General features: G+C 55.7%; 18 protein-coding genes and 1 rRNA gene. 12 read left to right on the top strand and 7 right to left on the bottom strand.

Going from position 1 to position 23,170, the window contains the following annotated elements:
* The first annotated feature begins 75 nt into the window (after positions 1–75).
* Together BLU70_RS00090 and addA are read left to right on the top strand one after the other, a co-directional pair.
* Entirely contained in the window at positions 76–3,642 is a 3,567-nt protein-coding gene (locus BLU70_RS00090; protein ID WP_074691137.1) for a PD-(D/E)XK nuclease family protein, read from the top strand.
* A complete protein-coding gene (addA, locus tag BLU70_RS00085) occupies positions 3,639–7,352 on the top strand; it encodes a helicase-exonuclease AddAB subunit AddA (protein WP_006446413.1) in 3,714 nt (1,237 codons plus the stop codon). Before BLU70_RS00090 ends, addA begins: the two co-directional genes overlap by 4 nt.
* A gap of 52 nt (positions 7,353–7,404) precedes the next feature.
* Here the strand turns inward: addA and BLU70_RS00080 are convergent, their stop codons facing one another.
* Together BLU70_RS00080 and galU are read right to left on the bottom strand one after the other, a co-directional pair.
* Complete coding sequence (locus BLU70_RS00080; protein WP_074691135.1) at positions 7,405–8,337, bottom strand: C40 family peptidase; 933 nt, start codon at positions 8,335–8,337, stop codon at positions 7,405–7,407.
* 316 nt (positions 8,338–8,653) lie between these two features.
* On the bottom strand, positions 8,654–9,544 hold the full coding sequence (galU, locus tag BLU70_RS00075; RefSeq protein WP_040289044.1) for a UTP--glucose-1-phosphate uridylyltransferase GalU: 891 nt from the start codon (positions 9,542–9,544) through the stop codon (positions 8,654–8,656).
* A gap of 168 nt (positions 9,545–9,712) precedes the next feature.
* Between galU and BLU70_RS00070 the strand changes: the two genes are divergently transcribed.
* Positions 9,713–10,558, top strand: a complete 846-nt coding sequence (locus BLU70_RS00070) for a YheC/YheD family protein (RefSeq protein WP_074691132.1) — start codon at positions 9,713–9,715, stop codon at positions 10,556–10,558.
* Here the strand turns inward: BLU70_RS00070 and BLU70_RS00065 are convergent.
* Complete coding sequence (locus BLU70_RS00065; protein WP_006446418.1) at positions 10,533–11,756, bottom strand: molybdopterin molybdotransferase MoeA; 1,224 nt, start codon at positions 11,754–11,756, stop codon at positions 10,533–10,535. The two genes, BLU70_RS00070 and BLU70_RS00065, sit on opposite strands and share 26 nt — an antisense overlap.
* A 37-nt stretch (positions 11,757–11,793) precedes the next feature.
* Positions 11,794–12,741, bottom strand: coding sequence for an aldo/keto reductase family protein (locus BLU70_RS00060; protein ID WP_006446419.1), 948 nt, complete (start codon positions 12,739–12,741; stop codon positions 11,794–11,796).
* A 168-nt stretch (positions 12,742–12,909) separates the two neighbouring features.
* Here BLU70_RS00060 and BLU70_RS00055 point away from each other — a divergent pair, with 168 nt between their 5' ends.
* From BLU70_RS00055 to BLU70_RS00035, 5 genes are all read left to right on the top strand, one after another.
* A complete protein-coding gene (locus BLU70_RS00055; RefSeq protein WP_040289045.1) occupies positions 12,910–13,680 on the top strand; it encodes a PIG-L deacetylase family protein in 771 nt (256 codons plus the stop codon).
* A gap of 16 nt (positions 13,681–13,696) precedes the next feature.
* Positions 13,697–15,046: an MFS transporter gene (locus BLU70_RS00050; protein WP_074691130.1), complete on the top strand. Its 1,350-nt coding sequence runs from the start codon at positions 13,697–13,699 to the stop codon at positions 15,044–15,046.
* Between the two features lie 67 nt (positions 15,047–15,113).
* On the top strand, positions 15,114–15,668 hold the full coding sequence (locus tag BLU70_RS00045; protein ID WP_074691128.1) for a peptidylprolyl isomerase: 555 nt from the start codon (positions 15,114–15,116) through the stop codon (positions 15,666–15,668).
* Between the two features lie 116 nt (positions 15,669–15,784).
* Positions 15,785–16,081: a hypothetical protein gene (locus tag BLU70_RS00040; protein ID WP_074691126.1), complete on the top strand. Its 297-nt coding sequence runs from the start codon at positions 15,785–15,787 to the stop codon at positions 16,079–16,081.
* A gap of 58 nt (positions 16,082–16,139) precedes the next feature.
* On the top strand, positions 16,140–16,913 hold the full coding sequence (locus tag BLU70_RS00035; protein WP_074691124.1) for an SDR family oxidoreductase: 774 nt from the start codon (positions 16,140–16,142) through the stop codon (positions 16,911–16,913).
* Positions 16,914–16,915: 2 nt separating this feature from the next.
* Here the strand turns inward: BLU70_RS00035 and BLU70_RS14850 are convergent, their stop codons facing one another.
* On the bottom strand, positions 16,916–17,044 hold the full coding sequence (locus tag BLU70_RS14850; protein WP_269744850.1) for a hypothetical protein: 129 nt from the start codon (positions 17,042–17,044) through the stop codon (positions 16,916–16,918).
* 163 nt (positions 17,045–17,207) lie between these two features.
* Here BLU70_RS14850 and BLU70_RS00030 point away from each other — a divergent pair, with 163 nt between their 5' ends.
* Positions 17,208–18,065, top strand: a complete 858-nt coding sequence (locus BLU70_RS00030; protein WP_040289048.1) for a 3-hydroxyacyl-CoA dehydrogenase family protein — start codon at positions 17,208–17,210, stop codon at positions 18,063–18,065.
* Here the strand turns inward: BLU70_RS00030 and BLU70_RS00025 are convergent.
* Positions 18,050–19,000, bottom strand: a complete 951-nt coding sequence (locus BLU70_RS00025; protein WP_176780806.1) for a malate dehydrogenase — start codon at positions 18,998–19,000, stop codon at positions 18,050–18,052. The genes BLU70_RS00030 and BLU70_RS00025 overlap by 16 nt on opposite strands.
* Before the next feature lie 64 nt (positions 19,001–19,064).
* The gene (locus tag BLU70_RS00020; RefSeq protein WP_074691120.1) at positions 19,065–20,477 is read right to left on the bottom strand and encodes a methyltransferase RsmF C-terminal domain-like protein; all 1,413 of its coding nucleotides are present in this window, start codon (positions 20,475–20,477) and stop codon (positions 19,065–19,067) included.
* Between the two features lie 115 nt (positions 20,478–20,592).
* Between BLU70_RS00020 and queF the strand changes: the two genes are divergently transcribed.
* From queF to BLU70_RS00005, 3 genes are all read left to right on the top strand, one after another.
* Positions 20,593–20,946 (top strand): preQ(1) synthase, encoded by a 354-nt coding sequence (gene queF, locus BLU70_RS00015; protein WP_006446427.1) that lies wholly within the window; start codon positions 20,593–20,595, stop codon positions 20,944–20,946.
* 451 nt (positions 20,947–21,397) lie between these two features.
* Positions 21,398–22,492, top strand: a complete 1,095-nt coding sequence (locus BLU70_RS00010; RefSeq protein WP_074691306.1) for a YheC/YheD family endospore coat-associated protein — start codon at positions 21,398–21,400, stop codon at positions 22,490–22,492.
* A 513-nt stretch (positions 22,493–23,005) separates the two neighbouring features.
* Positions 23,006–23,170, top strand: a 16S ribosomal RNA gene (locus BLU70_RS00005); the annotation flags it as partial.

Here is a 23,170-nt window from a genome sequence, read left to right as displayed (position 1 = left end):
GCAGGAAGTAGCAAGTGGCTATCGAAGTCGTCATGGCGGACAGAAAGAACACAGTGCAAACAGGGGTGAGCGAGGATGGCGAAATCGGTGCAATTGTGGCTCGGGCCGACTGGTAGTGGTCGGTCGCAGGGCGTGATCGAGGAGATACGCAAGGAAGTTCAGGCACGGCCCATTGGTGCGCCACTCTTGTGGATTGTCCCAGACGAGACGGCATTTGCCGCCGAACAAATGCTGATGGCGTCCATAGATTCCGCATTGCGGCCAGAGGTCATCACGTTGCGACGGCTCGCCGAGCGCGTGCGCACGAGTGCTGGGCGTGGTGGGCGCGTGATCAACCGGGTTGGTCGAAACATTTTGCTTCGCGCCGCCTATGAAGACGTACGCGACAGCCTTGGACCGCTTAAACGAGCGGTAGCGGGTACAGGACTCTATGAGCAAATCCTCGCTGTGTTCGACGAAATGATCCGCTACGAGGTCGACCTACAAGCTCTTGAGGGCGCCATTGAGACGGCGGCGGCTCGCATCGATGAGATGGATCACCCGCACCACAGCCGTGCCGCTGCGTCGCTGTTTGGCAAGTTGCGCGACGTCTGCACGCTCTATGTGCGCTATCGGGAACTTTTGCAACAGCATGATTTGTTCGATCCAGCGCTTACCTTGACCGATGCCTCCCATGTGGCAGACGAAGTGTCTTGGTTGCGCGCAAGCCAAGTGTTCGTCGATGGCTTCAACTTGTTTGCGCCGCAAGAACTTCGCTTGATCACGGCGCTGATCGAACAAGCGGACAGGGCGGTTGTCGTGCTCGGCGACGTTCAGCCCGACGATCTTGTAACTTTTGCCCAGAGGCGAGATAGCCTTGCGAAGTGGCCGCGGTTGCAGGACTGGCTGCACCAATGCGGGAGCGTGGACGCTGAGCGTGGCGATCCCGCTCATCTCTATAGTGTGGCCAGGCTTGTATCCATCTTGCAGGAGCGGGGGATCTCCTGGGAGACGGTGTCATTTACGCCTGGCAAGCGCTTTGCGAAACCGGAGTTACTCCGATTGGAGCGAGCGCTTGCGGGACAACCCGGAAACCTGGACGGTCACACCGAAAGTGTGCGACTTTGGCGTGCGGCGGATGAGGAAACGGAAATACAAGCGGTGGTCGATGAAATTGTCTCACTGCTCGAGCGTGGGGACGCACTTGGACGGGAAATTGCGGTCGTCTGTCCGTCGTTAGATAACTACGGGCGACGCCTTGCGGAAAGCTTTGTGCAAGCCGGGGTGGCGCACGCCATTGACGTTTTTCCCACTTTGGATGAGCATCCGCTCGGCCATTTTTTGACGAAGTCCATCGCGCTCGTGCAGTCGAATATGTCGGCAGCGGCCGTCGCCTCCTGGATTCGTAGCGCGTACAGCGGACTCTCTGCGGAAGATCGAGACAGATTTGATCTCTATATCCGCATGTACGACGTCTCGGGTAGCGCGGTTTGGTTTCAGGACCAGCCGTGGACGTTTGCACAAGAGGTGACCGACGACGCGATAGAGACGACGCGTGAGGATCAGTTTGCCAATCGCATCCGCGTGCAACTAGCAACCAAGCTACAACCGTTTGTCGCCGCGTGCAGCGCACCGACGATTCGGCTGGAGGATTTCGCGGTGGCGATCTGGCAGTTGCTTCAGGCCTTTGACGTGAAGGCCAAGGTTGCGGCGGCAGTCGTCAACGGTGACGCACAGGCGAGCGTGCTCGCAGCGAGTGTCGAGGAGCAGGCGTGGAATCAATGTATCGCCTTGTTAGACGATCTCGCTGGCATCTACCCGGATGTTCGCTTGCCCCAGCGCGACGTCTTAAACCTAGTGCTTGACGCGCTAAGGCGCGAGCGGCTCGCCACGATTCCGAGCAGCGTCGATCAGGTGTTCATCTGCGATTACCGCCGCGCAGACCACTGGACGAAGCCGTACGTGTTTGTCGTTGGCGCAGACGATACTCACCTGCCACTACGACCGGGTGATACGGGAATTCTGCGCGACGACGAGCGCGAGATGTTCACACGCGCCTTTGGCGTTCCGCTTGGCTTCACTCAAACCGAACAACATCTGGTATTCCAGCGTGTTGCGTATCAGGTGCTGACGCGCGCCAGTAAGTTGCTGACGGTCAGTTGGGCAGTGAGGGCTGGTGTCAAGGAACACGAGGCGGCGGCCCATGTGCGTTTTGTGGCGAATGCACTCGGCGTCACAGTGACGGATGTGCAATTGCCGGAAGCCGGGCCCGCAAATGACGTACAGGTGCCCATTGTGCGACCGGATCGCGCGTTGCACATGCTCGTGCAACAGCTTGCGGATGTACGCCGGGGAGTTACTTGGAACGAGGTTTTGGCGGCACCGACTGTCCAGGATGTACTCGATTATTTTTTGGATACAAGCGTCGAACGCAGACAGATGTTGCGTGGCAGTTTGCGCGGACTGGTGCATCGCCCGAACCGCGGCCAACTTCCACCTGACCTCGCAGAGGACCTGTTTGGTCGACCGTTGCGCACGAGCGTTCATCGTCTTGAAACGTTTGCTGCCTGTCCAGAGCGGCACTTTTTGCAGTATGGGCTCAAGCTTGAACCTTTGTCGTTTGCGGCCGTGCGCCCACAGGACGTCGGGACATTTTTGCACGACGTCGCGCAAGCATTGATTGCACGCTTGCTCGATCTCGAAGCCACAGGCGTCTCGTTGGCGGACGCGGATGAGCAAGTCGTTAGCGCGGCAGACGCTGTATTCGAGGAGCAAATCCAGCGGGCCAAGTATAGGCGCTTGCAGGCGGAACGAGTTGGCGGTGTGAGCATCGCCGATCTGTTGCAAGGCGTACAATGGCTGGCACGGGCGTTTTGGCGCCAGTTGCACGATAGCGCATTTCGCCCATACGGCCTCGAAAGGTCGTACGGGCTTGGCGAAGAGGCTTGGCCACCTCTTGCCTGGACGACGAATGAGGGCACAGAGGTCGAACTGCGTGGCCGTATTGATCGTGTGGATTTATTCGAGCGAGACGGGGTGAGTTGGTTTCGCATACTCGACTACAAGTCCAATGCTAACACGAAACTCGATGCCACAAAGGTGTTTTACGGGCTGCAATTGCAATTGTTAACCTATGCCGAAGTCGTGCGCAGGCAATTATCCGAAGAATCATCGGTGGCCAAGCCAGCGGGCGTACATTACATGCCACTTCTGGCGTCTCAGGGTATTAAGAACGCGCCGCAGAGCTTATCGCGTGATAAGATTTTAGGCATGTGCCGAGCGAAAGGGTATATGCACGCCAGTCACGACGTCATTGAGGCAATGGATCGCCAGTTGATCGCGGGGGGAGTAACCCCACTGTTTTCGGGCGTTCTTAAAACGAACGGAGAGTATAGGAAGGACGCCGAAGTGTGGTCTGACGAAGAATGGCAGCACGTGACGCAGTTTGTTTGGTCGTGGGTCGAACGGACTGCGAATCGGATCATGGCTGGGGATATCGGTGCGCAGCCGTACTTTATCAAGCACACAGACAGTGGTTGTACGAACTGCCCCTTTGGCATGGTCTGTCACTTTGAACATGCGGATCACCATGCTTCCTACCGCGTGCTGCAAACGCGTACCTTTGCTGACGTGCTTTCTGCAAAGGAGGTTGAAAGCCGATGAAATGGTCTGAGGATCAAGCGCGAGCGATTAGCCTTCGGGATCAAAACGCAATCGTTTCGGCAGGCGCGGGCTCAGGCAAAACGGCTGTGCTCACGGAGCGGATTGCGACATTGTTGACGCAAGATCCTGGATTAGAGATGGAAAATTTCTTAGTTGTGACCTTTACGGACGCTGCAGCCAACGAAATGCGCGGGCGCATCGCCAAGCGGCTTGAGGAGTTGCGCGAAGAAGCTGGGCAACATGGCGAGCGGGCGCAGGCACGCCGTTATGAGCACCTTATCAACACGCTTTGGCAGGCGCAGATCTCGACTATCCACAGCTTTTGTCTGCAGATGATTCGGCGAAATGCGCTATCTCTGAACATCTCCCCCGGGGTTGATCTGCTCGATGCCAACGAACAGCGCGTCATGATTCGGCAAGCGGCTCGCGATGTGGTCGAGGCGGCTCTTGCAGGGCCAACGGGAGATGAGGTACAGCGCGCCCTTGTGGCATTAAGGCTTGTGGGGAGGGAACCGATTATACAAGCCTTAGTTGATCTATGTGACACGGCGCGCAGCCAAGTCCACCCCGAGGCATGGCTTGATCAGGCAAAAGCCATGTATCGCCTCGACGGAACTTTCCATGACAATGCGTTTGGCGATTGGTTTCAAACATGGCTTTGCGACAGTTTAGCGCAGGCATTATCCAGTATGCAGATGGCAGAGCAAGAGGCAGCAAGCGTACCGGAACTTGCGAAGTTTCACGAATGGGCGAACGATGCCATCCATGCACTGCAAAGTGCTTTGCAAATAACACAAACTTCCCCATGCGCAGTGGATGCCGTGGCGGATACGCTTCGCGTTTTCGACAGGCGAGCGCCCCAGATAAAGTATAACGGTCCAGAGGTAGAAATCGTGCGGGCATGCGCCGAAAAGGCAAAGAAAATAGTCCGCGACGACATTACATCTGTTCTCTATCGTGGCGAATCCATGCTCAAGCAAGACTTGGCAGACTTGGCGCCACATGTTCACGTACTGGTCGATCTTGCCAAAGCCGTACTTGCCGAAATAGACCAGCGCAAGGCGCAGCGCGAAGCGCTCGATTTTCAGGATCTCGAACATCTCAGCTACCGCCTTTTGACGTCGTCAGACAGTCTGGCACTCGCGCGTGTACGCGACCAGTATCGGCACGTGTTTGTCGATGAATACCAAGATACCAGCCCGATTCAGGATGCCCTCGTGGATCTGATCACAAGCGGCGCAAACAACCTGTTTGCCGTAGGTGACGTGAAGCAGAGTATCTATAGATTTCGGATGGCGGAGCCCAATTTATTCCTAGACCGATATCGTCGTTACCACCAAGGTGAGGGTGGCACTTGTATTGACCTGCGCGACAACTATCGAAGTCGCAAGGAAGTCGTTGCCGTGGTGAACTATGTCTTTCGACAGTTGTTTCAAGAAGCGACGTCGGGCTTTGACTATAACGAGCGAGTGGAGATGCGCGCGTCAGCCCCATACCCACCCTATGTAGAGGCGCAGGCGGCCGTCGAGTTTCACATCTTCGTCCCAAATTTAAACACCGATATTCCTCAGGAATCCGACATAGAGGTCATGGACGAGGCAGAAGAGGATACCGTTAGGCTCGAGAACTTGGAACGCGAGGCGGACTGGGTGGCGCGCCAGATCGCGCAATGGATGCAGGAAGGAGCGATGATATACGACAGCAAGCGCGAAAGCCCTCGCCCTCTCGCCTATCGCGATATTGCGATTTTGCTACGCACAGGCAAGCAGAGTTTGAACACTGTGGTGGCCGCATTACAGAGACACGGCATACCGGCAAATGCGGACACAAGTACGGGATTTTTCGGAGCACCTGAGATTCAGTGGCTGATTGCCGCCTTACGAGCCATTGACAATCCCCTTGACTCGTTGTCGTTGGTCGCGTTGCTCAAATCACCACTCATCGGTTGGGACGATTTGATGCTGGCAAGGGTGCGTGTTGTCACAGGCGGATCGTACTGGCACGCACTCTCAAAGGCTGCTGACAGCACTGAAATCGGCGACTCTGTACGCGATGCGGCACTGGCGGCTCGTGATCAGATTCTCCGCTGGCGCACCCTTGCCACCCGCATGCAGGTGGCGGAACTCGTGCGAGAAATTCTCGACGAGACCGGCTATCTTCTTTATCTTGATGGCATGACTCGAGGCTCAGTACGTCGGGCCAACGTTGATAAACTGCTGGATCTTGCAAGCTCGCATAGATCGACAGAGAGGAGTGATTTGTTTGGCTTCCTCGAGGCTTGGCGCGCATGGGAGGAAGCCGATCTCGACTTTGGTTCGGCTCTGCCAGCAGACGCGGACGCGGTCTCAGTCATGACTGTGCACCATAGTAAGGGCCTCGAATTTGCGCGCGTGTTTGTCCTCAACCTAGGACGCCAATTCAACTTGCGTCATCAAGGTCCCTTGATGCTTGAACGAACGACAGGCATTGGCGCCAATATGTACGATCCGGCAACAGGTCAGCGTTGGCGAACTGTCGCGTCTATCGCGGCTTCCTATGCGGATAAACGCGAGACTCTGGCGGAAGAAGCGCGCATCTTATACGTCGCTATGACGCGCGCCAAGGAAAAACTCATCTTGGTGGGAACAGCGAACGAATTAGAAAAAAAGGTGCGCGAGTCGTATCAAGCGCATGCCCCGGGGGAACCGAAGCTGTCCGAAGCGTGGTTTTTTGCGGCGAAGTCTTACCTAGATTGGCTCGTTCCGGCGTTGGTGCGCCATCCCGCGGGCGCAGAACTACGCGCTTTGGATCGTAGCACATGGGACGGACATCTGTTGGATGCAGGGGACGCCGTGCTCTCCCTCTCGATTCATGGTAGTGGCGAGTCTAGGATAGGAGCCGCAGAGAACCATGCAGAATCGCCATTTGCCGACATGTCGATTGACGACGTTGAAGCTTTGCTTACCGCCAGTCGGCATTCAGACACAAGAGGGCCGCGTGCCATTCAAATTCGGCCGTCGCAGGAAACCCGCGTCGCCAACTTGTACGCGAAGGTCACGGCGACCGACATGCGCCGTTTGCATGCTGCTTTGTCAGGGCAGGGTAAGCATGGCTTGGGGGCTGCCACATCTTTACTTGAAGATCCAGCCTTTGTCCGGGCACAAACAGTCTCGCCACGCGAGCGCGGAACCGCGTTTCACGCATTCATGCAGCGCTGTGCATGGCCATGTGACGCAGATCCAGAGGCGGTTGTCAAAGAGCGGGATAGGCTTTTCGCAACGGGTTTGCTCGATGCTCGTCTCGCCGCTGCGTTACAAGTGGATGACGTCGTGCAATTTCTTCGTTCGGATCTCGGTTTGCGGATGCGACAAGCGGATTGTGTATATCGCGAGCAACCGTTTTTTCATCGTATCGACGTCCACATTGGCCATGAGCACACCGTGCCCGTCGTGGCGCAAGGCGTCATCGACTGCTTGTTTGAAGAGGCGGAGCGCTGGATTGTCATTGACTATAAGACGGACAGAATGCAAAGTGAGGAAGATTTGGAGCGGCTTGTCCAAGAGTACCAGGCACAAGTAGCTACGTATGTTGCGGCGCTCTCACCGTTGGCACGCGAAAAGAGCATTGAGGCTTATTTATATTTTGTCGCGGCGGGACGCGCCATGACTGTCCAACCGATGGTTTTGTCATCTGTATTTGAGCGACTGCAAAGCGCACGAGGTGAGCATTAATCTTTCGTGACAACCCCCTGCCCGGGTGAGGCAGGGGGATTTTTCGTTCCGTTTATGCAAGCACGTCGCGTGCACCGTAGTAATGGGCGGTGTAGTAGGGGTTTGCAAACACGTTGTGGACAATGACGACGCCTTCGCCGTTGTTGGCGGACGACGATTCAATCATGTTGCCGTTCCCCATGTAGATACCGACATGCGTGACGTGGTTTGCATACTGGCTTGCGTAGGAATCAGTATCCGTGAAAAACAATAGATCTCCTGGCTGTACAGAGGTCTGGGCGACTGGTGTTCCGACAGTGGCTTGATCATGCGATTGCCGCGGCAGCGAAATCCCAAAATGGGCGTATACATACTGTACGAAGCCCGAGCAGTCAAAGCCTGTCGCGGGCGTGCTTCCTCCCCATGCATACCGGATGCCAATCAAAGATTGCGCGTAATTCAAGATATTTTGACGTAGCTGTGCGTCTGCTGAGGTCGATGCTTCTGAGTTCTGCGACGTTGTGCTTGACGTGCTGACTGTCGAAGTCCCACCGCCAGAGGCGGCGTTAGCACTGGCACCTGATGTCGCGGATGGGGAGGATGCCGAGGGCGTCGAGTAACTTACCGGGATGGGTAAAAAAACGGTTTGTCCAATTTGCAGGTTGGTTACGTCCGTAATTTGCGGGTTTGCAGCTTCAAGGGCGGCCAAAGAAACACCGTGTGTATTGGCGATTTTGTACAGCGTATCGCCTGCCGCCACGACGTAGGGTGTTGGCAGCGTAATCTCGTCTCCAGGGTAGATGGACGCCGGATTATGAATTTGCGGATTCGCGAGTTCCAGAGCGGCCAACGGCACATCATTGGCGACCGCAATCTTGTACATGGTGTCTCCGGCTTGAACCGTATAGCCTGTGGCGCTGTTGCCAGTTCCGGCAAAGGCGACGCCCATTCCAGGTGTGGCAAGGGTTGCGATGGTTGTAACAACTGCGATGATACCCTTTTTCATGCTGTCGACTCTCCCTTTTGACACGAATGACATACCATTCGCGCGTCAGGAGGCTTTCACCTTCATGTAAATCGATCCAGTGTAAGGGCAGTCAGGGGAGGTTGCTGGGATGCCTGGTGACGTTAGGTAACCGTAACCTGCCACAGGACTCGGTGAATTCGTCGAGAAGGGTACTATATCACATTCCGCGAGGAGGGACAGAAAGGTCTAGCATTTGCACGGACGACAGATTGACGCGGAGGCATTGGCGGAAAAGCCATGACGGGCGGCTGATGCCTCCGCGTTTGCTGTCGTCATCGAATTGATGAAATGTGCTTTAAAAGCTTGCGAGGCGGCTCTGCACGCGGTCGTCTGCCAACCAATTGCGCATGGACACGGCGAGTTTGGGATCTTCCAGTCCAAATGCGAGATTCGCCTTCAACCAGCCTTCCAAGTTGCCGATATCATGGCGGACACCTTCAAATTGGTAGGCGTCGACGAGATTCAAGGCGGCCAGGCGCTGGATGGCGTCCGTCAGTTGGAGTTCGCCACCATGGCCGAGGGGCGTCTCCTCCAACGCGTCGAAAATCGAAGGCGGCAGGACGTAACGGCCTAGTACCGCCAAGTTGGATGGAGCTTCTGCTTCGCTTGGTTTTTCGATTAAGCGCCGGACAGCAATGGGTTCTCGACTCGCGGTACGCTTTGCCGGCTCAACAATGCCGTATTTGGACACGTCAGACGTAGGCACAGGTTGAATGCCGAGCAGGGCCCTGTCCGAATTCTCGTATTGCGCCAGCAATTGTCGCGTAACCGGCTCGTCCGACTGAATGATATCGTCGCCGAGCAAAACGGCAAACGGTTCAGAGCCGACGAATGATTTTGCGCACAAGATGGCATGTCCGAGGCCAAGCGGAGTCTTCTGCCTGGTGTAGTGGATATCGACAAGATCAGAAATCGCTTGCACTTCTGTGAGCATGCTTGCCTTGCGGCTCTGCTCGAGATGAAGTTCCAATTCAGGGGAGCGGTCAAAGTGATCTTCGATCGCCTTTTTTGCGCGACCTGTGATGATCAAGATCTCTTCGATCCCGGAGTACACCGCTTCCTCTACGATGTACTGAATGCACGGTTTATTTAAAATGGGCAGCATTTCTTTCGGCACTGCCTTGGTTGCCGGCAACATGCGCGTGCCAAAACCGGCAGCTGGAATTACCGCCTTGCGTACTTTCATCTTCATTCACCTCTGGCGACGATTCGCTGCTAAGAAGCCTGTCCTTCATATTTTAGCCATAGTTGATGTGCTACGCCAGGGTTTGGTCAAACATTCCAGTTGTATCCGAACAGCGTGCACGCGACGACATATTGTGAAGAGAATCTAAGGAGAAGGCGGGAGTGTGACTTGGCGCGCAAACCAGAGCTGGGAAAGTGGTTGTTGTACCGATTTTTCGCTCGTCATATGAGCGCTCGTAAACATTTGCCGACGACGCGAAAATACAACGAAAAAGCGCTAGCCGCCATGCTTCAAGCATATGGCGCGGTGTATATAAAGCCTGCCGCAGGCTCGCGCGGGCGCGGTGTGATGAAGGTATGGAAGCGGCAGAGCCGCGTGATCGTCCAACATACGGTGCATAAGCCAATTGCGTTTAACACCCTTGGCGAGGCCTGTACCTACATCAAACGCCTTCAGGGAGACCAAGTCTATATTGTGCAACAAGCCATTCATCTGCTGCATGTAGAGGGGCGTCCTATGGACGTTCGCGTGATGATGCAGCGTGAGCGGCCAGGGGGCAAGTGGTTGTACTCTGGCATGGTGGCAAAAGTTGCAGGACCGCATAGCATCGTGACCAATGTGGCGCTCAGTCGCGGCGCGGTGATGAGTGTCGATCGCGCTCTGCGCCAAGCGGGCTGGACGACAGAGCGGACGGAACACATGAAATCGCGGCTGATTGAACTTGCACACGAGTGGGCGAAACACTTTGATACGTATCAGCCCTACCGTGAGCTCGGGTTTGATATCGCGATCGACACGCGCGGGCGAATTTGGCTGTTAGAAGAAAATACGGGGCCAAGCCATCGATTGTTTGCGAAAAGCATCGACGGGCGTGCCGATTACAGACGCATACAAAATCGCTGGCGTCGCTACGAGCGGGCGCGGCGAAGTAGTAGTCTGCACGCTCGTAACACCCCCACAGCGCGACGCGAGGTCGAACGCGTGGCTGTCAAGGCGCACCAAGACCTCGCGTGAAGGACAGGGGCACGGTGTCTCCCGGCACGTACTGATCCTCATCGAGGCGGATTAGGGCATTTGTTGATGCCAGTCCGCTTATGCTGCCCGAGGATTGTTGCACTTGTGCCTTGGCGGTGAGAATACCGTCTTGCCAACTCGCGATAGCGCGGTGCAGACGAACGTGTTTCAAGGGCTTCAGCCGTATCGGTTCCATGAGTCTGGCTCGATAAGGAAACGGGCAGGCGCTGTAATCGCCCATCATGCGTCGGATGGCAGGCAGGATGAGGCTGTGAAATTGCACGAAGCAAGCTGCCGGATTGCCTGACATCGCAAACACGTTGGTTGTGTCAATCCGCCTGACGACGAGCGGAGAACCTGGGCGCATCCATATGCGTGAAACGGCGATGGGAAGATCGCCAGGAATTGAGGCAATCGCGCGCTGTGCGTAATCGGTGTCGCCGACGGAGGCACCGCCAGTCATCAGAATGCAGTCGACAGCGCCAATTCGGCGTTCTATTTCGTCACGGATCTTCTGAAAATCATCAGGAAGATACACGATGTCGACGACGATGGCACCCATTTCAGACAGGCTGGCGGCAAGGAACGCGTCGCTCGCCGCGTACACTTGTCCCGTGGCAAGTGGCTGCTTACCAGTGCGAAGTTCGCTGCCCGTCACGAGAATCGCAATCCTGCAAGCGCGGTGAATAGGTACTTTTGTAACACCAGCGGCTCGCAGCACGGCGATGGTTTGCCCGTCAAGCGGGAGGCCTGCTCCAATGAGCGGAGCACCTCTCCGGACGTCGTCGCCCCGACGTTGAATCGATTCATTTGGCCGCACGCGTTGTAGCAAGCGAATTGTCTCGCCCTGCACGTCGACCCACTCCTGGCGGACCACGGCAGCGGCACCTGATGGCACCATGGCACCTGTGCGCACGCGCACCGCATCGCCGTTTGCGAGTGTAATGGGGGCGGGATCGCCCGCGGCCACGGCGCCGCGAATGAACAGTGGCTCCATCGCGTTCAAATCGGAGGCCGCAATGGCAAATCCGTCCATCATGGCGCGATCAAACGGTGGCAGGTCGATGGCAGATACGACGTCTTGTGCGATCCGCCGCTTTGTCGCCGTCGCCTGCCACACCTCGATCCACTCCGGCGGGAGTGGCGCGGACAGCGATTGAATCGCCATCCACGCGTCGTCAAACGGGAGAATCCTCACTTTTTAACACCCCCGCGTTGTGCCTCCTCGGTATCGTTTACGCCAAAACCTTTTCAATGGCGTCAATCACGTCTTGCGATAGCTTAATGCCCGCTGCTTTCGCATTTTCCACGACCTGTTCTGGACGGCTCGCGCCAACGAGGGCACTCGCAACGTTGTCTAACCGCAAGGTCCAGGCAATCGCCATTTGCGCGAGCGTGAAGCCAGCTTCTTCCGCGATGGCAATCAGGGCTTCCACTTTATCGAGTACCACATCGTCGACATGCATGAACTGATTGACGCCGGGTGTGGCCAAGCGCGATCCCGCTGGCACAGGTTGACCCTTGCGATACTTGCCAGTCAGGATACCTTGCGCCAGCGGTGAGAAGACAACTTGGCCGATGCCTGCGTTTTCGCAGATCGGGACAACTGCCTTTTCAATATAGCGCTCGAACATGTTGTAAATGGGTTGGCTCGCCGCGAACTTATGCAACCGCAACTCCTTTTGTAGCTGTACACCGAGTGCAATCTTGTCGGCGGGCCATTCGCTCAAACCTGCGTATAATACTTTTCCTTGCGCAATGAGGTCGTCGATTGCGCGCAGCGTCTCTTCGAGATCGGTGTCGGGATCGAACCTATGGAAGTAGAAGATGTCCACATAATCGACACCAAGCGCTTTCAAACTTTGTTCGGCCTGCTCGATAATATGTTTGCGGCTCAGTCCGCGATCGTTCGGGCCATCGCCAACGGGCCAAAACGCCTTCGTGGTGATTACGTAGCTTTGCCGCGGGTATGGCTGTAAGGCCTCGCGCATGACCTCTTCGGCGGCGTGCGGCCTCGCCCCGTAGACATTGGCACAGTCGAAATGGTTGATGCCCAGTTCATACGCCTGCTTGACACAAGCAATAGCCTGCTCCTTCTCCGTCACGGTGCCGTATGTAAGCCAACTGCCCAGTGCGATTTCTGACACTTTCAAACCGCTCTTACCAAGTCTGCGATATTCCATATGATAAAACACCTCCTTTCATATTGTACCTTGGTTGGACCAATACACAAAATTCGTACAATCATTGGCCGAAGGAGCGTTGGGCAACGAGAATGCGTCGTTCTGAGACAAAGGAATGCGCTGCGGCGAGACAGAAATAGAATGAGACACGAAGAGGAGGGGGTAAAGGTGGATATCCAACGTATCTTGGGTATGAAACCGCTTACGGATGTGAAGTCCGTACTATGCGTGCAGCCGCATCCAGACGATAACGAGGTAGGGGCAGGTGGCACACTGGCGCGGTTGGCGGCAAATGGGTGTCTCGTGTATTACGTAACCGTGACTGACGGCCGTTACGGCGGATCGGAATCTGCGGTGTCTGCAGAAGCATTGGTTCGCGTACGGCAGGCTGAACTGCGCAGAGCAGGGGAAATGGTCGGCGTGGTGCACCACCATGAACTGTCGTTTGAGGACTTGGGCAATTACTCGGAATCGGATGTGATGTCTGCACTCATTCCCATCCTGCGCGACAAGCGGCCAGAAGCGGTGATGACAGTGGATCCGTGGGCGCCTTATGAGGCACATCCAGATCATCAAAAGGTCGGCCGTGCAGTGGCGGCGGCCGTGCTTGCGGCGAACAGTTCTATCCATGCGGACTCTGGCCAACCATACAACACGCCGATGGTCGCGTTCTACGCAACTGCTTACCCAAACACGTATGTCGATATCACAGACTTTTGGGACGTCAAACTGGCCTCGATACTCGCCCACGAAAGCCAATTTGCCAACGACGAGTGGCCGTTGCTCGTTCAGTATTTTGAGCATCAGGCCAGGCAGTACTATGGCGCTATGCAGATGGCACAAGGAGTCGCGGAACCTTTGACGGCGGGCTTTGCGGAAGCGTTTAAAGTGTTGTCTCCGCGCCAACTGCACTTTTTCCCTGCGGCACTTCACATGTGATTTTGGGGGTGGGACTATGCTGGGACCACAGGCAACGCTGCAAACAAGTCAGCCCACTCGACAAGTGCCTGCGGGAAAACGCCTCGCCTACGCTGCCAATCAAGTGGCCATTAATATGCTTTGGCAAGCCTTCAACGCAGTGGCAGTGTATTTTTACGTCACAAACCTGCACGTATCGGCTGTCGCCATCTCTTCGGGCATGATTGCGTACGGCGTGCTGAATGCTCTTTTTAACTTGCTTGCCGGACACATCAGCGACCGCACCCATACGCGCTGGGGCAGGCGGATTCCGTATATTGCCGGATGTTCATTGCCATTTGCCTTGTCGTTTTTCTTCCTCTTTTCGCCCCCATCGCTCGGCCAGACTGGACTTTTATGCTATTTCTTTGGCATGACGCTCGTATTTGATCTAAGTTTCACCTTTACGGCGTTGAATGCCGGAGCCTTGTATCCAGAAATGTTTGTGACCGAGCGCGACAGGGTCTACGTTTCGGCGCTGCAGCAACTGTTTGGCATCGTGGGCCTGATTGCCGGGGTAGCCCTCGCCAAGTCACTTGGAGAAACGTTAGGCTGGCGAAGCATGGGGCTCGTCTTCGGCGCTATTGGCATACTCAGCATGTATGTATCTCTGTATGGCAGCTTTGAACGCAAGGACACGCGGGAAAGTCCGTTTGGTTGGCGTGAGGCGCTGTCTGCTACGTTTCGCAATCGACGTTTTTTGGTCTATGTCGCCGCCAGTTTTTTGGTCCAATTTACGACGACGTTGTTTACGAGTGCGTCTTCGTTTTACACGACCTATGTTATTCGCTTGACGCCCATGCAAAATTCGTTGTTTCTCGGCGGCATTTTTGTTGTCGCCATGCCACTCTCGTTTGTCTGGGCCCGTGCTGCCGTGCGTTTCTCGTCAGCGCGTTCGCTTTGCCTGTCCATTCTTGTATATGCGCTCGTCGAACTGTCGTTATTGGTGGATCGCAACCCTGTTTCTTTACTCTGTACGGGTTTGGCACTCGGTGTTCCCATTGCGGGATTCATGGTGCTTTTAAACGTTCTTCTGGCCGAAGTGATTGACATCGATGCCGTGCGCACCGGCAGGCGCCGCGAGGGGATGTACTTAGGTGTGAACGGCTGTATCGTGCGTCTTGGCATGTCTTTACAATATGCGGTCATGGCTGTTTTCTTTGCGCTAAGCGGTTATCGATCCGGCGCATCTATACAATCTTCTGGTACCATCCTTGGTTTTCGAGTTTTGCTTGGACTTGTACCACTTATATTTCTACTGACAGCCTTCATGTTCATGCTTTTGTACATTCGCATGGGTAAGGAGCCCGTCGTCAAAGCCACCGAAGCAGCGTCATCTTCCACTTGAACTTGGGCGGTAAATGTTGTCTGTGTTAAGCTGTGCATAGACTTCGGCCATACGGCCATTATGCGAGGTGTCCATATTGCCACAGAAACAATACGACAAGGCTCCAGACTTTCAATTGAACGAGGGAAGCCGCTATGAAGCGGTTGTCCATACGGACAAAGGCGAGTTCACCATCGAATTGTTGGCGAACAAGGCGCCGCTTACGGTGAACAACTTCGTGTTCCTGGCGCGCGACGGCTATTATGACGGCGTGATTTTTCACCGCGTGATCAAAGAGTTCATGATTCAGGGCGGAGATCCGACGGGGACAGGGCGCGGTGGTCCAGGTTATCGCTTCCGCGACGAATTGCCGCCTGCTCTATCTTACGAGCCCGGGGTCGTTGCTATGGCCAACGCAGGGCCAAATACAAACGGGTCACAGTTCTTCATCTGCACGGGTGAAATGAGTAAGAATCTGAATCGGTCGCCCTATTATTCCGTGTTTGGCCGTGTCAGTGCGGGAATGGACACCGTAATGGACATTGCATCACAGCCTGTGGAGCAGAGTGATATGGGTGAAGTCAGCCGTCCGGTGGACCCAGTGCACATCGAGCGGATCGAAATCATCGAGTATAGCGCCTAAACCAGCTTACAATCGGGCAGGGATGTATCTGGAATCCGCATCCGCCTTGCCGTTTTGTCCATGCCTTTCTTCATCTTCGCGCGTAAGGTACAGCAAACGTGCGAGGAGGGATTGAGATGGCAAACCTTCGGGCGCTTGCGATGCAGCACATTGGCCGTCCGGTTGAGGTGCATACCGCTTATGGTGTACACCGGGGCATTCTGCACCATATCGATGATCGCGGATTGTATTTGCAAATGTACCGCCAAGGTGGGCGACTTGCTGCCGCTTCACATGAGGTCAATGCGCGGACCCTGGATCAGGGCGCAACGGAATTGGATGTGCAGTCTGCTTGGTGGATCTGGCCATTTTTCTTCATTCCATGGGCGGCAGCATGGGCTTTGGCCCCGTGGTGGGGACCTTACTGGTGGTGAGCCGGGTGTGTCACCCGGCTCTTACTTTACATCGGTTTGCCTAAAAGGAGGACAAGTCTTGGCGAAGACCGCGTTTATCACATCGGCAGGCAAAGGTCTCGGGCATGCGATGGTGTTAAGGCTTGCACGGGCCGGCTGGGACGTAGCCTTTACATACGGCAAGAGTCAGGAAGAAGCACTGCGCCTCGCGGCAGATGTCGCGGAACAGGGGCGCGGGGTTCTTGCCATTTCCTGCGATTTATTCGATCGGGAGTCTGTGCTCGACGCGCTGGCGCAAGCAAAACAGCAGTTTTCCCATATTGATGCGCTGGTTCATAATTTCGGACCCTTTGTCTTCGAACGCAAACCATTGGCCGATTACGATGAAGAGATGTGGCAGCGTATGATGCACGGGAACTTGACGAACTTTTTTTGGCTGTATAGGGAAGTTGTCCACGATATGCGCGCGCGGGGGTTTGGCCGGTTTGTTACGGTGGGCTACGAAGGCGCAGGCGAAGCGCGTGGCTGGCGTTATCGGGCGGCGTATGCCGCAGCGAAGTCCGGGTTGGCGGCACTTACACGGTCGATCGCGCGCGAAGAGCGCACATATGGAATTACCGCAAACATGGTTTGCCCTGGGGATATTCGCGGTGAGGACAAGATGCGGATGATTGAAGATGTCGCCGCTGAGCGAACGGAGGAAGGGTTGCGGCCGCCGGTCGGCGAGGATGTTGCACGCGCAGTGGAATGGTTTCTGCGCGAGGACAGCCAGGAAGTGAACGGAACGGTTCTCGAGGTGACCGGCGCCCGCGAGATCGTAGCGAAAGATTCGTTTCCAAAGCGTGCGCCGTGACGTTATGTTTCCTGTTCTTTGCGCAGTTTTCCGCGCTGACGCAGCGTTTGGCGCAGAGATGAACTCAGACGCCATGTCAGATATAGGGCGAATGCGGCAGCTAGGAGCAAGTACAAAATGCTATCCCGCATACGCTGTCCCTCCTTTTTCTTTTGCAGCCTGCACAGGGCGGGCAAATGGGTAGTGTATATGAATGTTTTCCAAGTTCCGTTTTGCTATGCGGCAATACAAATTGAAAAGCTTCACTCGCAAGCCTGCATTTGTGACATAATAGTGACCGGAGGAGGGCTGTCCGTGGAGGTTCATACTGTCGGGATTGTCGGCGCAGGAGCAGTTGGGCGAGGGATTGCCATGACCTGTGCTGTTAGCGGATTGCAAGTGCGGCTGTACGATGTGGATTCGAACGTCGTCGAAACGGCCATGTTTCAAATTGGCCAACGCGTGGCTTCACAGGCACGACATGCGCGCTTGATGCAGGACGAGATGGAAGGGGTGCTACACCGCATTCGCACGCTATCGCGTCTCGACGGAATGGACGAGGCGGACATCGTCATCGAGGCGGTACCGGAGGATCTCGAGACGAAGCGCATGGTCTTCTCACAGCTCGATCGGATATGTCCAGAGCGCACAGTGTTTGTCACAGGTACTTCAGGGCTGTCTATCACGGAATTGGCTCAGGCTACGTTGCGTCCGGATCGCTTTATCGGAATGCATTTCTTCCATCCTGTCTCAACCGTCGGTTTAGTGGAGATTGCGCGTGGGTACGAAACGAGTTACGAAACGTTTGAGGTCGCAGTTGCCTTGTGTAGGCGGATCGACAAGACGCCCATCGTCGTTCAGGATGTCCCGCCCTTCGTCGTCAATCGCATTCTTGTGCCGATGGTCAATGAGGCCATCTTTATGCTGCAAGAAGGGCTAGCGACTGCGGAGGATATTGATACCGCGATGCGGCTTGGCGCGAACCACCCGATAGGGCCGCTGGCGCTGGCCGATAAGATGGGGCTTGATGCGCTTTTAACCATCACTGAAACGTTGTTGCGAGAAACAGGAGATCCGAAATATCGCCCGCCGCGGTTGCTTCGTCAATTGGTTCGCTCTGGAAAGCTAGGCCGCAAAACGGGCGAGGGTTTCTATCATTACGATGAAGATTGACATGTTCGCCATGCTTGAAACGCTTGGTCAAGGATGGCCGCGGAGCGATGCAGTTGGGCAAGCTCGTCAGCTTCAAGGGGCAGTTCGAGTACGTTTTCGACGCCTTTGTGCGAGAGCTTGACAGGAAGCCCTATAAATACGTCTTCTGGCAGGCCATACGCACCTGCGCTGCGCACGGAGACGGGAAGCAACTGCGGAATCGGCGAAAGAAGGGCCTGAATCATCGCCACGACCGCGTGTGCGGGTGTTATCGCAGCGCCGTGTGTATGAAATTTAGACAAAATTTCACCACCGCCGTGGCGAGTGCGTTCGACGGCCGTTTGCCAGAGCTCATCGGTCATCAAAAGTGAGGCGGGTATGCCGTGGATGGATGCGAACTGTCGAACGGGCAGCATGTGATCGCCGTGGCCGCCTAGGATCATTGCGCGCACGTCGCGCTGACTGACATCACACAAGGCCGCTATCCAGGTCGCTAGACGAGCGCTATCGAGTATTCCACCTTGCGCGACCACCTTGTTGGCAGCAAATCCGCTTTTCTCCCAGGCTACGCGGGCGAGGATGTCTGCCGGATTGGTTAGTACAATCACGAATGCGTTTGGTGCCAATTGCTTGATGACCTCGCAAATGTCTCCCACAATCTGTGCGTTTGTCGCCAATAATTCCTCTCGCGCGATTCCCGGTCGTCTCCCGATCCCGGCGGTAATTACAACAATCTGTGCCCCGGCGCAGAGTGCGGGATCGCTACCACCTTGCACACGGCTGTCACAGCCTGTTAAGACACCGGCTTGGACGATATCAAGCGCCTTGCCTTCCGCCAGTGCGCCGTTTACATCGATGAGGGCGATCTCACCGAAGTTGTTGTACAATAGAAGTTCTGCAATCGCGCCACCGGTACCGCCGGCACCGAAAACGGCCACCTTTATCTCGTTTGCCAACATCGCCCACCTCGATTTCCGTCGGTTACGACCTCATCGTACGAGGTGCGGGGGCAAACCGTTCTCAATCCGGGCGCTCTAACGGCTCAAGATAGGCGGAGCGCAAGCCCTTTGGATACAGATTATTCAGCCGCGAAGGGGCGCCCTTGGCAAAGCCAAGCCCATATCCGGCATATGTCAGATGGACAAACCCGCGCAGATTTGACGGGTTATCGAGCGCTTCTCCGCGCAAATAGGTCATGGCCCTCTCTTCGTCAAGTTCCGTCGAAGAAAGAAAAGCATGGGCGGGCAAGGCGCGAGATAGGGCGTGGTGTGGTGCGAACTGCCCGTTTTTCCACGTTGCCACTGGGCATCCTGGCCGTAAAATGCGCAATCCATCCGTTGGCAATCCAGCTAACTCATCGCTGAACACGATGTCTTTGTGCAGGCGCGGCTGAACAAAGGACGGCGGCGGATCCGTCACCATGGAGTGTAGCCAAGTCGACCAGTCGCGAGGGCCTTTCGCCGATCGTGTCCCCCGAACGCGGGTCGTCCTTGGCGACGCGTCCTCTGCCAGTCGCAGACGAGCGACAAAGTGCCCTTCGCCGTGCGCAAGGTGTGGCCAGAGGCGGCGAGTGCCGACAAGTTCAGGGCGATCCGATCCCCATTCCGGACGCCCACAGCTCCATCCAGGCCATTCCGGAAGCGGTTCGATTGCGAGTGGAAACGAGTCGAGTAACCATGCGACAATTTGTTCATTCTCCATCGGATTAAACGTACAGGTCGAGTAGATGAGGCGTCCGCCCGGTTTAAGCAACTGCACGGCGCTCTTCAGAATGTCTCGTTGCCGAATCTGGCAGCGCTCCGGACTCGCGGCTTGCCACTCGCGAACGGCCTCTGGGTCTTTGCGAAACATACCTTCGCCGGAGCAGGGCGCGTCGACAAGCACAGCGTCGAACGAAGCCGACCACGTTTCGGCCAACCGATCCGGCGTTTCGTTGACGATGGCGGCGTTTGCGCCAACGCGCTCAACGTTTTCGGCAAGTGCACGCACGCGCGTCGGATGTATTTCGTTTGCAATCAGCTGTCCGCCCCCTGCGCGCGAAAGCAACGATGCTACATAGGTGGTTTTGCCGCCGGGTGCTGCACATAGATCGAGAATGCGTTCGCCGGTTTGTGGAGCAACCGCGATCGCGATGGCCATCGCAGACGGCTCCTGCAGGTAGTAGGCCCCAGCCTCATGTAACACGGTTTTGCCAAGCGGTGCGTTGAGATGGATATAATATCCGTCTGGCGCCCAGGGGATGGCCGCGTTGAGATGGGGCAGCAGAACGTTGGGTACATAGCCAGGCGTGGCCTTGCTTTTCGTTATGCGAAGGCCGCGGGTGGGCGGCGAGGCAAGCGCATGGAACAACAAGCCCGCTTCTGCGCCCATCCACTGCTGCATAAGTTCACAAAACGCCGCTGGCAATACAATACGTTTATCGCTTTTAGCCATCAGCGAATTCTCCTTTCGCTAGTCGGTTGTCCACAATCGCCAGAGACGGTATAGTGGTACGGGACCTGCGCATATTCCGGCGCTGATGGCGCCATGTTCGTAGAGGTGAAATGGAATGCTGAATCAACCTAGTAAGACGCTGGTGACCGTCCCGAATCCACATCCGGATCGCGTCTATACAGTCGAGATGGAGACCGCCGAGTTCACGACGCTCTGTCCGATGACGGGACAACCAGACTTTGCGACCATCCATATCGAATACCAGCCACATGAGAAGCTGGTGGAACTAAAATCCCTTAAGCTTTATTTGTGGAGCTATCGCAATGAGGCCAGCTATCACGAGGACTGCGTCAATCGCATCTTGAATGACTTTGTTGCTGCTGCTGAGCCTCGATCCGCCAAAGTCGTTGGTGATTTTACCATTCGCGGCGGCATTCACACAAAGGTGACGGTTGAATACACGAAGTAATAGAACTTGCTCGGCGCGATCGCCAGCTGGTAGTGCCAGTTGGAGGATCGCGTTTTTTGTTAGGAAGCTCGAGATGGTAACCGCGTAAGCGTAAAGCGGGCCACACATGGTTTTTCTCGTCAAGGGGCAGGCCATCCAGGAGCCAGTTCGGCTCCCAAATCGCCGAACCCAGTGCCAGAGATGGTGGGTTTCAGGCCATGTTCGGCTAGAACCAGGCAGAGGACAGGTCGCTGTCGTAGAAGGCGGCGATGCGTTCGCGGCAAATCTCGCGCTTTTCACGATGGAGCACAGGTGAATACATGTGCAAAACCTCCCGCTGTGCTTCATGAGATCATTCTCGAGCACCTAGGCGAAAAGCCGTGTGTGAAACAGTTGACGCTTGCGTTACAGCCGCACAGTCATACGCCACCTTGCCACATATCATGGTGGGGGAACGAGTGAGGTGGTGGGCGTGGCTGAGGAAGGGAACCAACGAAAACTGTTCGGAATTGCGACGACATCGTTGCCGATTGTTCGCGGTGCGAAGAGGCGTCCTGCATTTCACTATGTCCGCATTGCGCGCGCCGCAGTAAGACAAGGGTTAGATGTTTGCTTGTTCGATCCGCACCACGTGAACTGGCAAACCGCAACCGTGAACGGATACGTACCGGAACGTGCACAGGTGCCTGAGGGAAACTGGGTCAAGCGGACTCTTCCGTTGCCTGACGTAATCTATGAAAATGTGTACGTGCATCTGGCGATTCGGGGTTATTCCGCAACACTTCGCACACAGGCCAAACGGCATCACATTCCGTTGTTTAATCCGATGTTGCCGGGAAAGTGGAAGATGATTGCGGTGCTGCGCCAGGCAGGTCTGAGCGACGCAACACCAGAAACGGAGCGCGTTGTATCGAGTGAACAAGTGATTCATCGAGTAAACGAGTGGCAAACTGCCTACGTGAAACCCATCGGTGGCTACGGGGGGATGAACGTCTACCGAATCGAACAACTCCGTGCAGACCAGTACAGGGTCAGTGCGGATCGACGAGGTGCAGAGGGTGGAAAATGGCGCAAGGTGATGTCGGAATCTCAGCTTCGCACATGGCTGCGGCGGCGCATCGGAGGTTATCTAGTGCAGCGTGGCTTAAAGCTTCTGAGCATCGGTGGCCGCAAAGTCGATTTTCGCGTTGTCCTGCACCGCGACGAACACGGTGAGTGGCAACTTGTTGGTATCGTTCCCAAAGTTGCAGCGCCGGACGGTGTGGTGACCAACATCATCGCGGGGGGTGAGCGGGTGCCACTAAGTCGGCTTGCACAAATGGCTGAGGCAGATGGCAAAGCCATCCCGCTGGATGCGCTGGAAGCCCGCGCCCGGGCGATTGCGCGAGCGCTCTCGCGACGCTATGCGACAACTGCATTGGTGGGTTTTGATATGGCAGTTGAAGAGGATGGATCGGTCAAGATGATTGAAATGAATCCTAAACCCGCGCGATCGCTTTTGGAAGGTACGATGTTGGCCCGATTGGCAGAGTACCAAGCGGGATTTGCAAAGTTTCTAACAAAATAGGTTGCGCAGAATGGCAGAGCGCGGACACATGCCGTGGGCACGTTCACGTTGCATAGCCGATGGTTATCGTCGATTTTTTAGCCAGGGGAAGCGAGTTCTTCTCCTGGCTGTCGCAATTCATACGGGTGATGTCGCGTGCGCATGAGCGGCAACCATAGAGGCACATGGTGCACACCGATGCTGTACAGATAGCGAAAGGCGTGAAAATAGCGAGCATCGGGAATGCATAATGCGCAACAGAAATGGATATCCATAAAAATACATTGGACAATCTCCATCCTGCGTAGTATAGTAGTCGATGCCGCTGCGGACGGTGCAGTTTGCGACGCCCGGTGGCCAGTCGGTTACAATGCTATGCTCGCGAGTGCGTGAGCGGTGCAAAACGTACCGGTTGACGATGAAGTGTGAGATGTGATATATTGATTGGGCTGCCTCGAACGGCAGCGTCGCTCCTTGAAAACTAAACACACACCACGCCAGTTTATCTGTCTCGTGTATGCGGGGTAGTGAGATTTCATTGAGAGTTTGATCCTGGCTCAGGACGAACGCTGGCGGCGTGCCTAATACATGCAAGTCGTGCGGACATCTTCGGATGTCAGCGGCGGACGGGTGAGTAACACGTGGGCAATCTGCCTTTCAGACCGGAATAACACTCGGAAACGGGTGCTAATGCCGGAT

The organism is Alicyclobacillus hesperidum (assembly GCF_900107035.1).
In the GTDB taxonomy this organism is placed as follows: Bacteria; Bacillota; Bacilli; order Alicyclobacillales; family Alicyclobacillaceae; genus Alicyclobacillus; species Alicyclobacillus hesperidum.
Note: the sequence above shows the minus strand (reverse complement) of the source record. Positions and strands in the feature narration are given on the sequence as shown.